Origin of the sequence: Martinezella calliandrae, from assembly GCF_030272695.1 — a bacterium.
GTDB classification, from domain to species: Bacteria; Pseudomonadota; Alphaproteobacteria; order Rhizobiales; family Rhizobiaceae; genus Rhizobium; species Rhizobium calliandrae.
In genome coordinates this window covers 230,711-244,529 of record NZ_JARFYN010000002.1, presented here as the reverse complement: position 1 = coordinate 244,529, position 13,819 = coordinate 230,711, and the positions used below count along the sequence as shown (strand labels likewise).

At 59.2% G+C, this 13,819-nt stretch carries 14 protein-coding genes and 1 pseudogene; 7 read left to right on the top strand and 8 right to left on the bottom strand.

Annotated elements, in window-relative coordinates; all coding sequences use genetic code 11:
* Positions 1–36 precede the first annotated feature (36 nt).
* Complete coding sequence (locus PY650_RS02705; RefSeq protein WP_285877568.1) at positions 37–555, top strand: GNAT family N-acetyltransferase; 519 nt, start codon at positions 37–39, stop codon at positions 553–555.
* Between the two features lie 79 nt (positions 556–634).
* Here PY650_RS02705 and PY650_RS02700 read toward each other — a convergent pair whose 3' ends face one another.
* From PY650_RS02700 to PY650_RS02670, 7 genes are all read right to left on the bottom strand, one after another.
* The gene (locus PY650_RS02700; protein WP_285877525.1) at positions 635–1,255 is read right to left on the bottom strand and encodes a riboflavin synthase; all 621 of its coding nucleotides are present in this window, start codon (positions 1,253–1,255) and stop codon (positions 635–637) included.
* Positions 1,255–2,364 (bottom strand): bifunctional diaminohydroxyphosphoribosylaminopyrimidine deaminase/5-amino-6-(5-phosphoribosylamino)uracil reductase RibD, encoded by a 1,110-nt coding sequence (gene ribD, locus PY650_RS02695; RefSeq protein ID WP_285877524.1) that lies wholly within the window; start codon positions 2,362–2,364, stop codon positions 1,255–1,257. The genes PY650_RS02700 and ribD overlap by 1 nt, the downstream gene beginning before the upstream one ends.
* Positions 2,365–2,366: 2 nt before the next feature.
* Positions 2,367–2,843 (bottom strand): transcriptional regulator NrdR, encoded by a 477-nt coding sequence (gene nrdR / locus PY650_RS02690; RefSeq protein WP_120703770.1) that lies wholly within the window; start codon positions 2,841–2,843, stop codon positions 2,367–2,369.
* Positions 2,844–2,852: 9 nt separating this feature from the next.
* On the bottom strand, positions 2,853–4,151 hold the full coding sequence (gene glyA, locus PY650_RS02685; protein WP_285877523.1) for a serine hydroxymethyltransferase: 1,299 nt from the start codon (positions 4,149–4,151) through the stop codon (positions 2,853–2,855).
* Positions 4,152–4,328: 177 nt separating this feature from the next.
* Positions 4,329–5,639, bottom strand: coding sequence for a L,D-transpeptidase family protein (locus PY650_RS02680; RefSeq protein WP_285877522.1), 1,311 nt, complete (start codon positions 5,637–5,639; stop codon positions 4,329–4,331).
* A 511-nt stretch (positions 5,640–6,150) separates the two neighbouring features.
* On the bottom strand, positions 6,151–6,666 hold the full coding sequence (ldtR, locus tag PY650_RS02675; protein WP_285877567.1) for a transcriptional regulator LdtR: 516 nt from the start codon (positions 6,664–6,666) through the stop codon (positions 6,151–6,153).
* Positions 6,667–6,797: 131 nt separating this feature from the next.
* Complete coding sequence (locus tag PY650_RS02670; protein ID WP_285868913.1) at positions 6,798–7,235, bottom strand: DUF6163 family protein; 438 nt, start codon at positions 7,233–7,235, stop codon at positions 6,798–6,800.
* Between the two features lie 145 nt (positions 7,236–7,380).
* On the opposite strand from PY650_RS02670, the gene hemB reads away from it, so the two are divergent.
* From hemB to PY650_RS02640, 6 genes and pseudogenes are all read left to right on the top strand, one after another.
* Positions 7,381–8,394 carry a porphobilinogen synthase gene (hemB, locus tag PY650_RS02665; RefSeq protein ID WP_285877521.1) on the top strand — a complete coding sequence of 338 codons (1,014 nt, stop codon included), beginning with the start codon at positions 7,381–7,383 and terminating at the stop codon, positions 8,392–8,394.
* 174 nt (positions 8,395–8,568) lie between these two features.
* The gene (locus PY650_RS02660) at positions 8,569–9,027 is read left to right on the top strand and encodes an RDD family protein (protein ID WP_285877520.1); all 459 of its coding nucleotides are present in this window, start codon (positions 8,569–8,571) and stop codon (positions 9,025–9,027) included.
* Between the two features lie 203 nt (positions 9,028–9,230).
* Positions 9,231–10,007 (top strand): arginyltransferase, encoded by a 777-nt coding sequence (locus PY650_RS02655; RefSeq protein ID WP_285877519.1) that lies wholly within the window; start codon positions 9,231–9,233, stop codon positions 10,005–10,007.
* Positions 10,008–10,889, top strand: a complete 882-nt coding sequence (locus PY650_RS02650; RefSeq protein ID WP_285877518.1) for a DMT family transporter — start codon at positions 10,008–10,010, stop codon at positions 10,887–10,889.
* 61 nt (positions 10,890–10,950) lie between these two features.
* Positions 10,951–11,172 (top strand): AbrB/MazE/SpoVT family DNA-binding domain-containing protein, encoded by a 222-nt coding sequence (locus PY650_RS02645; protein WP_285877517.1) that lies wholly within the window; start codon positions 10,951–10,953, stop codon positions 11,170–11,172.
* Positions 11,173–11,182: 10 nt separating this feature from the next.
* A pseudogene (locus PY650_RS02640) lies at positions 11,183–11,471 on the top strand (type II toxin-antitoxin system death-on-curing family toxin).
* Between the two features lie 80 nt (positions 11,472–11,551).
* Here PY650_RS02640 and parC read toward each other — a convergent pair.
* A complete protein-coding gene (gene parC / locus PY650_RS02635; RefSeq protein ID WP_285877516.1) occupies positions 11,552–13,807 on the bottom strand; it encodes a DNA topoisomerase IV subunit A in 2,256 nt (751 codons plus the stop codon).
* Between the last annotated feature and the right edge of the window lie 12 nt (positions 13,808–13,819).

Genomic DNA, 13,819 nt, shown 5'->3' with positions numbered 1-13,819 from the left:
GTAGAAACGGTTTGCCGGAAGGAAGTTGCTCCTGCCATGACCATGGTTCCGACATTGATGACCGAGCGCCTCATTCTTCGCGCTCATCGCCTCGAGGATTTCGAGGAATATGCAGCCTTTTGGACGCGGGAAGACCTTGTCCGTTACATCGGCGGCGAACCGTCGACGCGCGAACAAGCCTGGTCGCGCCTGTTGCGTTATGCCGGCATGTGGCATTACCTCGGCTTTGGTTTCTTTGCCGTCGAAGAGCGTGCTAGCAGCCGCTTCATCGGCGAAGTCGGCTTTCTCGACCTGCACCGCGACATGAATCCGACCACCGAGGGTACATTGGAGGCGGGCTGGTGGATCACGTCATCGCTGCACGGCAAGGGTTATGCGACGGAGGCCATCAGAGCGGCAATCGCCTGGGCCGACGACACGTTTCCGGGACGGCGTATGACGTGCATCATCGATCCGGAAAATACATCGTCGCTGCGAGTCGCGCAAAAGGTCGGCTTCCACCGGATCGGCGAAGTGATCTACAAAGACGAACCCAATGTCATGTTCGAACGGTAGCTGCGCGGAGAAGCGCCAACACAAAAACGCCGCCATCGAATCGATGGCGGCGGACAAGAAGGCCGGTTGGCACCTACGATCAGCTTTCGCGCGCGGCAGGAAACTCCGCCAGCCTCGCAGCATAGCGAGCCATGGTGTCGACTTCGAAATTGACGAAATCGCCAGCCTTGCGTTCACCCCAGGTGGTGACCTCCAGCGTATGACGGATCAGGAGCACATCGAAGTCCGTGCCGTCGACGGCGTTTACCGTTAGCGATGTGCCGTCGAGCGCGATCGAGCCCTTGGGAGCAACGAATTTTGCGAGATGCGCCGGCGCGCGCAGGCGAAAGCGGGTGGCGTCGCCTTCCGCAGTCACCGAAAGGATCTCCGCCTTGCCGTCGACATGGCCGGAGACAATGTGGCCGCCGAGCTCATCGCCGACCTTCAGCGAGCGCTCGAGATTGATATTGCTGCCAGCCTCCCAAGTGCCGATCGTGGTCAGCCGCAGCGCTTCTTCCCAAGCTTCCACTTCAAACCAGCGGCCGTTGCTGCCGGCTTCCGGCAACCCCGTTACAGTCAGGCAAATGCCCGAATGGGAGATCGAGGCCCCCATATCAATCGTTGCCGGATCGTAATTGGTGGCGACGCGCAGCTTGATGCCTTCCTTGAGCGGAGAGACCGATTCGACTTTGCCGATGTCGGTGACAATTCCGGTAAACATTAAAAACCTCTTTCGAATTCGTCGCAACGATCATCGCCAAACCGGCTCGCGCGGATATGTCTGAAACTGGCTGGGATATTGGTCTTCGTCACGGGTGATTCAATGCCACCCTCGCCAATCGTATCCGGCCCCTGGAACAGAAGGATACGGTCAACAAGATCGGCAGCGACAAAACGCTGCGCCGTCCTTGCTCCGCCTTCAACCAACAGAGAAGAAATGCCGCGCGTTGCCAGCGCTTCAAGCAATTCTCCCGGTTCGCTGGAATTGGATTGCAGCACTTCGGCGCCGGCGGCGTCCAGCGCGGCGCGGCGGCCCATGAGGGCCTTGTCGGTATTTTCATCGAAGGGCGGCGGATGGCCGCCGACGACCATGAGCCCGTATCGTTGTGCCGTTTTCACAAGGTTGCTACCGAGCGGCAGCTGAAGCTGGTCGTCGATGACGATGCGCAATGGCGTGCGGCTTTCCAGCCCCGGCAGACGGCAGGTCAATTCCGGATCGTCTGCTATTGCAGTACCTATGCCGACAAGAATGGCGTCGCTTTCGGCACGCAGGACCTGTACCTGGGCACGGGCAATATCGCCGGTGATGCGTATCTGTCCCTCGCCTGTTTTGCCGATCATCCCATCTGCGGAAACAGCAAGTTTGAGAGTCACATAGGGTCGGTTTCTTATCTGACGCATGAGATAGCCGGAAAGCGAGCGTCTGCCGTCTTCCTCAAGAATACCGGCATCGACTTCGATCCCCGCATCACGCAGCATCGCGATGCCGCGACCAGAAACACGCCGATCGGGATCGGTGACGCTGATGACGACGCGGGCGACACCATAGGCAATGAGTGCCTCCGCGCAGGGGGGTGTCTTGCCGTAATGGGAGCAGGGCTCGAGCGTGACGTAGGCGGTCGCTCCCCTCGCCGCCTCGCCGGCCTCAGCCAGGGCCTGCGGCTCGGCATGCGGCCTGCCGTCAAGCGCTGTAACAGCGCGGCCGAGGACAGCACCGTCCTTGACGATCAGGCAACCGACGGATGGATTGGTGGAGGTGAGACCCAAATGCCAGCGCGACAGGCGGATCGCCGCGGCCATGAAACGTCGGTCCTCAGGCCGGGGCGCCATGGTCAGGTGTCCAGGGGATCGCGGGCGATCTTGGCGTTGATCTCAGTAATCACCTGCTCGAAATCCTCCGCATGCGAGAAATCGCGATAGACGGAAGCATAGCGCACGAAGGCGACGTCATCGAGGCTCTTCAAAGCTTCCAGCACCTGCAGGCCGATCTGCTCCGAGCTGATTTCCGTTTCGCCGGAGCTTTCCAGACGGCGGACGATGCCGGAGACGGCACGCTCGATGCGATCGCGGTCGACCGGGCGTTTGCGCAAGGCGATCTCGAAGGAGCGTACCAGCTTGTCCCTGTCGAAGGGCACCTTGCGGCCGGTCTTCTTGATGACCATCAATTCGCGCAGCTGCACGCGCTCGAAGGTGGTGAAACGGCCGCCGCAATCCGGACAGATGCGCCGCCGGCGGATGGAGGTGTTATCCTCCGCCGGGCGTGAATCCTTGACCTGGGTATCTTCCGAACCGCAATAGGGGCAGCGCATGCGCTCTCCTCAACCCATGTAGCCGTACATGGGGAAGCGGCCGGTGAGTTTGACCACCTTTGCGCGCACTGCGGCCTCGACGGCGGCATTGCCTTCATCGGAATTGGCGACTTTCAGACCGTCAAGCACTTCGATGATGAGATTGCCGATCTCGCGGAATTCAGCTTCCGTGAATCCGCGCGTCGTGCCGGCCGGCGTTCCGAGACGGACGCCCGAGGTCACGAAGGGCTTTTCCGGATCGAACGGGATGCCGTTCTTGTTGCAGGTCACGTAAGCGCGGCCGAGAGCGGCCTCGGCACGCTTGCCGGTGGCATTCTTCTTGCGCAGGTCGACCAGCATCAGGTGATTGTCGGTGCCGCCGGAAACGACGTCGAGCCCGCCGGCGATCAGCGTTTCCGCAAGCGCCTTGGCATTCTTGACGACCTGGGCGGCATAGTCCTTGAACTCCGGCTGCAGCGCTTCGCCGAGAGCGACGGCCTTGGCAGCGATGACGTGCATCAGCGGGCCACCCTGGAGGCCGGGGAAGACGGCCGAATTGAATTTCTTCGCCAAATCCTCTTCATTGGTGAGGATCATGCCGCCGCGCGGGCCACGCAGCGACTTGTGGGTCGTGGTCGTTGCCACATGGCAATGCGGGAACGGCGACGGATGCTGGCCACCGGCAACGAGGCCGGCAATATGGGCCATATCGACCATCAGGTAAGCACCAACGCTATCGGCAATCTCGCGGAAGCGCTTCCAGTCCCAGATACGGGAATAGGCCGTGCCGCCGGCGATAATGAGCTTCGGCCGGTGCTCTTCGGCTTTGCGCTGAACCGCATCCATGTCGAGCAGGTTGTCGCCGTCGCGCACGCCGTAGGAAACGACGTTGAACCACTTGCCGGACATGTTGACCGGGGAACCATGCGTCAGGTGACCGCCCGAATTCAGATCGAGACCCATGAACGTGTCGCCCGGCTGCAGCAGTGCCAGGAAGACCGCCTGGTTCATCTGCGAGCCGGAATTCGGCTGGACGTTGGCAAAGTTGACGCCGAACAGCTTCTTGGCGCGCTCGATGGCGAGCTCTTCGGCGATATCGACGAACTGGCAGCCGCCGTAATAGCGCTTGCCCGGATAGCCCTCGGCATATTTGTTCGTCATGATCGAGCCCTGCGCTTCCAATACAGCGCGGGAAACGATGTTTTCCGAGGCGATCAGCTCGATCTCGTGCCGCTGACGACCCAATTCCTTATTGATCGCGCCAAAAATCTCCGGATCGGTATCGGCAAGCGAGCGATTGAAGAAGGGTTCGGTGGAAGCATTGGTCATCGTGGAAGCTCCTGAACGGGCCGGAACGGCAATGGAGACGGTATTAACGTCAGGGTCGCGTGAGAGCAATACGATGAGCGACATTTGCTGGGCATTCTACGATGAGCGCCTTCGCCAAGCGAAAAAGCCGCATCCGAAGACGCGGCTTTCCGGGAATATCGTGGCTATCGTGCCCGATTATTGAACCGGCTTCTCCATGCCTTGTGTCGTATCCAGCGCCAGCTCGGAATTGCCGTCGAGCTGATAGATATCGTCACGGAATTGAACGATGCCGTCAGCAGCGCCCCATGCGGAGATGTAGACGAAGTAGACCGGAACTTCCGTCGCCAGGGTGATCGGCGTATTGACGCGGCTGGCAATGACCTGCTCGATGTGCTGGCGCGGCCAGCCCGGCGTTTCGGCAAGCAGCCAATTCGTAAGGTCGCGGACGTTCTGCACGCGAACGCAGCCAGAGCTGTCGAAGCGCATCAGCTTGTTGAACAGGCCCTGCTCGGGCGTGTCGTGCATATATTCGTTGTTGGGGTTGTGGAAGTTGATCTTGGTGGACGCCATGGCGTTGTTCTTGCCCGGGTCCTGGCGGAACATCAGGTCCGGCGCCTTGTCCGAATTCCAGTCGATCGTTTCCGGGGCAACTTCCTGGCCCTTGTTGTCGAACAGGCGGATATTGTTCTTCGTCAGATAGGTTGGATCCTTGCGCATCAGCGGCACGATGTCCTTGACGATGATCGAGCGCGGTGCCGTCCAGTACGGGTTGAGAATGACCTCGTAGATCTTTGAATTGATGAGGTGCGTCGGGCGGGAAATGCGGCCGACAATCGCCTCGTGACGCAGCGCCACCTGGCCATCCTGCACGGCTTCGACGTAGGTCGCCGGGACGTTGACCATAACGTGACGGCGGCCGAGATCAGCCGGGAAAGTCTGCAGGCGAATGAGGTTGGTGTTCAATTGCTGCAGGCGGACATCGGCGGGGATATTCATTGCCTTCAGTGTGAATTCGCCAAGAACACCATCCGGTGGCAAGCCGTGGCGAGCCTGGAAGCGCTTGACGGCGCCGTCGACATAAGAATCGAAAGCGGAGGACATGCCGGCTTCCTTGGGCAGATCGCCCGTTATCATCAGATGCTGACGAAGCGCCTGTACGGAGCCGTCACTGACGCCGAGCTGAAGCTGCTGGTCGCCGGGAGTGATCTGCGGCCAGCCGCCATTGGCAACGATGCCCTGGTACTCGGCGATCGCCTGCTGGATGTTTGGTACAGAATCAGGTCCGAGGATCGGCGTGTTGGAAATAACCGCTGCGGCGGTACGCGCGGCGGCCTTCGCATCGAACTGATCGTCCCAGTTGCCGCGGGCGCGGTTGTTGATCAGCGCACTGAGAGGCGTCTGGTCCTGTGCAAGAGCCGGGGCTGCTAGAGCGGCCACGCCAAGAGTTGCCGCAGACCGCAGGAAGGAGCGGCGCGAGAAAGGTTCAATTCCGTTTTTCTTCGACATGTCCCTACCGTTCGACGCTGCGACCAAATTTATACGCAGCCAAGAGAGAAAGCAGTGAATACAGCTACTCGCGCCAAGTAACGCAGCTCACTATCAATCCGTTGCCTTAGAGCACCACTAAAACTTCGCTCCGGACCATCACAACATTGCGAGCCCAAAGCGCTAAGGCATGAAGATCAAGACTTGAAAAGCGCCGTTTGCCGTTCGTTTCCGCTGTCATAGCAATATGGCCAATTCGTGTCACCCGGCATGAAACTTGCTTTGGCCTACCGTAGCGGAAGAACACCATTTTGCGTTGCTAAAATACCACCAGCTGGCCGAGGTTAATAGCGCCCGATGCTTCGGCGTCAATGGTACAGATGCTGCAGAGACTGTTGTGCACTACAAGGTGGCAACGGGACGTGGCAAAAAGCGCACATAGGCTGGTCCCGACAAAGCATAAGCCGGACACGCAGGGAGCGTATCCAGCTTATCTTACTGGAGTGTCTCTTAATAAATCCGCCGCCGATATTTACAGGCGATACAGTATCTGGTCGTTCCAGAAGCGGTCGAGGCGCTGCAGGAGCTTGTTCATTTGGGTGAACTCGTCCGTGCCGATGCCGCCGACCTTGTCGATGGAGGCGATGTGGCGCTCGTAGAGCTTGGCGACGGTTTCGGCGATGTCCTGGCCGGTTTCCGTCAGGCTGATGCGAACCGAGCGACGGTCGATGCGCGAACGCTGATGGTTGATGAAGCCGAGGTCGACCAGCTTCTTGACGTTGTAGGAAACGTTGGAGCCGAGATAGAAGCCGCGGGAGCGCAGCTCTCCGGCGGTCAGCTCGGAATTGCCGATATTGAAAAGGAGCAGCGCCTGGACCGCGTTGACGTCGTCGCGACCTTGGCGGTCAAACTCGTCCTTGATAACATCAAGGAGACGGCGGTGAAGACGCTCCACCAGGTGGAGGGATTCCATATAAAGACCACGGATGTCATCGATCTGCTGGTCCCGAGCATTCGCAACTGCCTGCGACTTGATTTTCGTGTTCATCATGACTTGGCCTCACTGTTTTGTTTGGCGGTGTCGTTTTCTTCCCGCCTTGAGTGAGACCCTATCGAATACACATAAAATTCTACTTAAACTGCAGGCTTAACAGCACCTTACCAGGAAGTCTTGGTGTCTCAGGGTAAATCAACCATTACCTGTTGGCGGCGCCGGCGCTTCTCCTGCCACAGCAAAATACGGAAAATACAGTAGAGCACGGCGACGCAGCCGTGCAGGATCACGATCAACGGATTGGAGCCGAAGATCTGCGGCCAGAGCCCGTACATCAACGCCTGACCGCCTGCGGCCAGCACCCAGATGACCGGCCCCCAGGAGACCGTCAGCCACAGGCCGAGGGCTGCGACCGGGAACACGACGGCGAGGCCAGCGCCCGCCACTTTCCAGGGCAGATTAAGTAGATCGAAACGGGCATGACCTTCCAGCGAATAGCCGACCAACATCGACCAATATTGCAGGCCGAGCCAGAAACAGGCGATCGCGATCAGCCGCAAGAACAGCACAAACAGGATGTCGGTCAGCGTGTTCTTGGGTAAGGTCGAAGAATCAGGTTCCATGTGCGAACAATACGTAGGAGGCCACTGGCTCGCCAGAGCTATAATGGCTGCGGCCTTTCGCCGGGTTTTGTTTCCTGGGGACAGCGTGATACGTACGCTGCTTGCAAATTGAGGCCATAGATAGACCAAAAAGGATGGCGGGACCATGGAAGACAAGACGCACCTTGTTGACGAGATCACAGGGCATCGGCGCATGCGGCGCAACCGCAAGGCCGATTGGACGCGCCGCCTTGTGCAGGAAAACCGGCTAACCGTCGACGACCTGATTTGGCCGATCTTCCTGATCCCCGGGAGCGGCATCGCCGAGCCCATCCGAGCCATGCCCGGCGTCTTCAGACTGACGGTCGACAAGGCCGTGGAGGCCGCAAAAGAGGCTGCCGACCTCGGCATCCCGGCACTCGCCACCTTCCCGAATATCGAAATGGAACTGCGCGACGAAACCGGCTCGAACAGCCTCGAGAAGAACAACCTCATCAACCTCGCCAGCGCAGCCATCAAGAAGGCCGTGCCGAATATCGGCGTCATCACCGACGTCGCCCTCGATCCCTTCACTAGCCATGGCCATGACGGTATCCTGCGCGGCAACGAAATCGTCAACGACGAGACCGTCGAGCAAGTGGCGCTCGCCGCCGTTTACCAGGCGGATGCCGGCGCCGATATCATTGCGCCTTCGGAAATGATGGATGGGCGCATCGGCGCCATCCGCCATGCGCTCGACGCCGCAGGTCACCAGGGCGTCGGAATCATGAGCTATGCTACTAAGTTCAGCTCGGCCTTCTACGGCCCCTATCGCGAGGCGATTTCGACCGGCGGCCTGCTGAAGGGCGACAAGAAGACCTATTATATCGACCCGGCCAACGGCACCGAAGCAGTGCGAGACGCCGCCCTCGACGTTGAGGAAGGCGCTGACATGCTGATGGTCAAGCCCGGCCTGCCCTATCTCGACATCTGTTGGCGGCTGAAAGAGGCCTTCGGCCTTCCGACTTTCGCCTATCAGGTTTCTGGCGAATACTCGATGATCAAGGCCGCAGCCGCCAATGGCTGGATCGATGGCGAACGGGTGATGCTGGAAACGCTGCTCGCCTTCAAGCGCGCCGGCTGCGATGGCATTCTCACCTATTTTGCGCCGGAAGTGGCGAGACTGCTAGCAAAGAGGTAATCACGGGCCACAAGCTTATTGCATTTGCCGGACCTCTCACCATATGTTCGGCAAATGTTTCCCTCTTGCGCAGCGCGTCCTGAATGCGCAAAAGCCGCAATGGAATTTTAACCTGCGCATAAGCTTTTTCTGAAATCGCAACGATTGAAGGGGCATGCGCGAAGGAGGAAGACAATGAGCCTGAATCCTAGCCCGCTTTATGCAGCACCGGACGACTGGCGCGCCTATAGTGGCGTGCTGAGTCGGCGCATCTTCGCCTTCATCCTCGATTATGTCATCGTCGGCCTGCTCTGCATCCCAGCAGCGGTCCTGTTGTTCTTCGTTTCTATCCTGACGTTTGGACTGGGTTTCGTGCTCTACCCCGCCCTGTGCATCATCGTCGCCGGTCTCTATTTCGGCTGGACGCTCGGCGGAACGCATCAAGCCTCGCTCGGTATGCGGGCCATGGGCATCGCCATGGTGCGTCTGGATGGCCGGCCGATGGATTTCCTTACCGCGATCGTGCATCTGGCGTTGTTTTGGATCCTGAACTCAGTCCTGACGCCACTCATTCTGTTGGCGGGCCTGTTCATCGAACGCAGCCGTCTGGTACATGACCTGTTGCTTGGCACGGTTATCATCCGAACGGCCTAAATTACGCCGATATCCGCCCAATATACCGTATCCGAACGGTTCGGTCGTCCGGGCCGACCGTCATGCACGAAAGAACGTTTTGCTTCTGAACAAGCCGGGAAACTGTGACCTTACACGAAGGACATAGTTGACGTTTTCTAAACTTGGGCCATGCTTGTGGAAGTGAGAAGTCGAATGCCGAACGAAAGGTCAATCAGCGGCAGATGAACACGCAGTCGACGCCATCCCCGCAGTTTTATCTGACGGCACCGGCTGCCTGCCCGTACCTGCCGCGCGAGATGGAGCGCAAGGTCTTCACCCATCTCGTCGGCCCACGCGCGGCGGAGATGAACGACATTCTGACCCAAGGCGGCTTCCGCCGCTCGCAGAACATCGCCTACCGCCCCGCCTGCGAATCCTGCCGTGCCTGTATTTCAGTTCGCATTCTCTCTCAGGACTTCGTGCCCAGCCGCTCGATGAAACGCGTCTTGTCGGCCAATAGCGATATCATTGCCACCGAATTTCCGGCCCAGCCGTCTAGCGAACAATATTCCCTCTTCCGCCGCTATCTTGATGATCGCCATCAGCAAGGCGGCATGTCTGACATGACCGTGCTCGATTATGCGATCATGGTCGAAGATACTCACGTCAACACCCGCATCATCGAATATCGCCGGCGCGAGGAAGGCTCCGGGCTCGAGCAGCGGCCGAGGGGCGAGCTGCTGGCGGCTGCGTTGACCGACGTTATGAGCGACGGACTGTCGATGGTCTATTCCTATTTCAATCCCGATCTCGACCATCGCTCGCTTGGCACCTTCATGATCCTCGATCACATCAAGCGGACCAAGGCGCTCGGCCTGCCACATGTCTATCTCGGCTATTGGGTCAAGGGCTCGCGCAAGATGGACTACAAGACAAGGTTCCAGCCGCAAGAGCATCTTACGCCGCGCGGCTGGGAACGCTTCGATCCCGCGGATGCCGTCGAAGACAACTCTCACTGAATGGTCTCCCATCTTTCGGATCACAGAAAAGGCTTGCTGCTGACCACGATCGGCGGTCTCGCGCTGTCGCTAGATATCCCGCTCATTCGGCTTTCGAGCGGCGACGTCTGGTCCGTACTCACGGCGCGCAGCCTTGCGACGATCGTCGTATCGCTAGCTGCTCTTGTCGTCATCCGCCGCGTCACCGGGTCGCTGCGCGGCGTCCTGCCGGGCTGGATCGGGCTTCCCGTCGGCCTCTTCTACGGCATGACGACCATTACCTTTCTCCTTGCCATCTATTATACGACGGCGGCGAATGTGGTGTTCATCATTGCGCTCAATCCGATGTTTGCCGCGCTGCTCTCCTGGATTTTCCTCAAGGAGCGCCCCGCTCTTTCCACCATCGTCACCATGATCGCGATGATCTGCGGCGTCGGCTTGATCGTACAGGGTCGCATGGAGGGCGGCCATTTCCTCGGCGACGCGCTGTCGGTGCTCGCTTCTTTTTTCATCGCCTGCGCCATCACAATCGCCCGAGCCTCGCGCAGGGATATGGGCTTCGCGTCCCTATTGTCCGCGGTTATCCCAGCCGCGGTCGGGCTCTACCATGTCATCCGGTCAAGCATCGCCATCGATCATCCCGCCTGGATCCTGCTCGACGGCGTAGTCCTGATGCCCCTCTCCTTCTGGTGTCTTGCCACCGGCACACGCTTTCTCTCGGCGCCGGAAGTGGCGATGTTCTACCTGCTGGAAACGATCCTCGCGCCGATATGGGTCTGGCTAATCTTCGCCGAAGCGCCAAGCGACATGACGCTTACCGGCGGGCTGGTGCTGATCCTGGCGCTCGCAGCGCATTCGCTATGGCAGGCGCGGGTCAGGGCGAGAATGGCGCCAGCGGGGTGAGGCGTGTTTCGACCGTAATAGCCCTATGTTATAACGCCGTTATTACATAAGAAACAGAACCATGAACGTCGTCATCCGCAAGAATGGCAATTGCGAACGCGTGTTTATTCCGAAGGAAGTTCTGCAAAGACTCGGTTTGAAAAACGGCGATGCTTTGGAAATCCGCGAAGTGAACGGCAACATCGAACTGGTTCCCGAGCGTGCTGACCTCGCCGAACAATTGCGGGCGGTAAGGCTTGGGATGCAAAAATATCGTGCACCCCTGCGTGAGCTCGCAAAATGAATGAGTACAAATGGAAGTCGCCATCGCTCGTCCACGGATCAAAGCTGCCTATGGCAAGAATGATCTATTCGCTCTTGCTGCGGCCTACCTTTATGGCCTCGTGCGTAACCATCCATTTTCCGATGGGAATAAAAGATCGGGATATCTGGCAGCTTTTACATTTCTCTACATCAACGGCTCCCATATTGAAGCAAACGATGGGATGATCGTAACCCTTGTTCGAGGCGTTGCTGCCGGAGAAATCGACGAAACGGGAGACGCACTTCCTCGGAGACTTTTCCCTACCGCTAATCGACTGACCTCACGAGTTTCGACCCACCACCCGGCCCTCCGCCAGGGCTCAGGATGTTCGTCGCTCGAAACGCCGAACTGGGGCGTCTCACCCCGAAAATCTGCCGCTTCTGGGGAAGCCCTTCGGCACCGTGCGGCCGGCTGCAGCGCGGTCGCCGAGCCATTCTACCAGCTCGTCCTTGGTCTTGGTGAAGGTACGGCCGGCACTGTCTTCCCAGGTCAGGCCGTCGGCGATTGCGAAGCACTTGACATCGCTGACGCCGCCATCCTTGTAGCGCTGCAGGCGCACGCCCTTGCCGCGCGACATTTCCGGAATCTGTTCCAGCGGGAAAACCGCCATCTTGCGGTTTTCGCCGACGACGGCGACGTGATCGCCCGAGACCGGCACGAGCAGCTTGGTCTCATCCGGCGTCGTCAGGTTCATGATCTGCTTGCCTTTGCGGGTGTTAGCCACCAACTCCGCTTCCGGCACGATAAAGCCGTTGCCGGCGGTCGACACGACAAGCTGCTTGCGCTGAGGATCGTGGACGAAGGCGGTCAGCACGTCCTGGTCATTTTCCATGTCGACCATGATACGCAGCGGCTCGCCATGACCACGGCCGCCGGGCAGCTTGTCGCCGCCGAGTGTATAAGCCTTGCCGCCGGTCGTGAAGATCAGGATCTTGTCGGTCGTTTGCGCCGGGAATGCCACTTTCAGGGCGTCGCCCTCCTTGAAGGTGAGCGTCGAGGTGTCGGAGATGTGGCCCTTCAGCGCGCGGATCCAGCCCTTTTCCGAGACGACAACGGTGATCGGTTCCTTCTCGATCATCGCCTGCTGAATCGCCGCGTCGTCGGCCTCAGGCGCTTCGGCAAATTGCGTGCGGCGGCGGCCGAGTTCGGTCGCCTTGGCGAATTTCTTCTTTACCTCGCCGATTTCCCAGGCGACCGTCTGCCACTGTTTGTCGTCGGAGGCGAGCAAGGCCTCGATATCGGCCTTCTCCTGGGTGAGGCCATCGAATTCCTTGCGGATTTCGAATTCTTCGAGCTTGCGCAAGGAGCGCAGCCGCATGTTGAGGATCGCCTCGACCTGGTTGTCGGTCAGCCCGAACCGCTCCATCATGACGGGTTTCGGCTCGTCTTCCTCGCGGATGATGGCGATAACCTCATCGATGTTGAGGTAGGCGATTAGGAAGCCGCCAAGGATTTCCAGGCGCTTTTCGATGGCGGCAAGGCGGAAGCGCGAACGACGCAGCAAAACTTCGCGGCGATGGTCCAGCCACTCCTTCAGCACGTCGTTCAGCGCCATGACCTTCGGGATGCGCCCCATGGACAGGACGTTCATGTTGAGCGGGAAACGGCTTTCCAGCTCCGTTAACTTGAACATCGATTCCATCAAGATCATCGGATCGACGGTGCGGCTCTTCGGTGTCAGCACGACGCGGATGTCCTCGGCGGATTCATCGCGAACGTCCTCGAGCAGCGGCAGCTTGCGCGCCAAAAGCAGCTCGGCGATCTTTTCGATCAACCGCGACTTCTGCACCTGGAACGGAATTTCGGTAATGACAATCTGATAGCCACCGCGACCGAGATCTTCGGTTTCCCATTTAGCACGTATGCGAAAACCGCCGCGGCCGGTCTTATAGCTTTCGATGATGCTAGCGCGATCGTCGATGATGATGCCGCCGGTCGGGAAATCAGGGCCGGGAATGAATTCCACCAGCTTGTCGACCGTCGCGTCGCGATTGCGGATCAGGTGCAGCGCCGCGTCGCAGAGTTCGTGGGCGTTGTGCGGCGGGATGGAGGTCGCCATGCCGACAGCGATACCCGAGGAGCCGTTGGCGAGCAGGTTCGGAAAAGCGCCAGGCAAAACGACGGGCTCGGAATTCGACTCGTCATAGGTATCGCGGAAATCCACGGCATCCTGGTCGATGCCTTCGAGCAGCAGTTCCGAAACCGCCGTCATCTTGGATTCGGTGTAGCGCATGGCGGCAGGACTATCGCCGTCAATATTGCCGAAATTGCCCTGGCCGTTGACCAGTGTGTAGCGTTGCGAGAAATCCTGCGCCAGGCGAGCCAAGGCATCATAGATCGATTGGTCGCCATGCGGGTGATAGTTACCCATCACCTCGCCGACGATCTTGGCGCATTTGCGGAAGGCGGCATTGGGGCGCAGGCCCATCTCGCTCATCGCGTAAACGATGCGCCGGTGAACCGGCTTCAGGCCGTCGCGAACATCCGGCAGGGCGCGATGCATGATGGTCGACAAGGCATAGGCCAGGTAACGCTCTTCGAGCGCAGCCTTCAAATCGACCGGATGGATGCTGTCGTCGTCGCCGCCACCAGGCGGTAAAAGATTTTGTCCCATGGCTCTTGACTA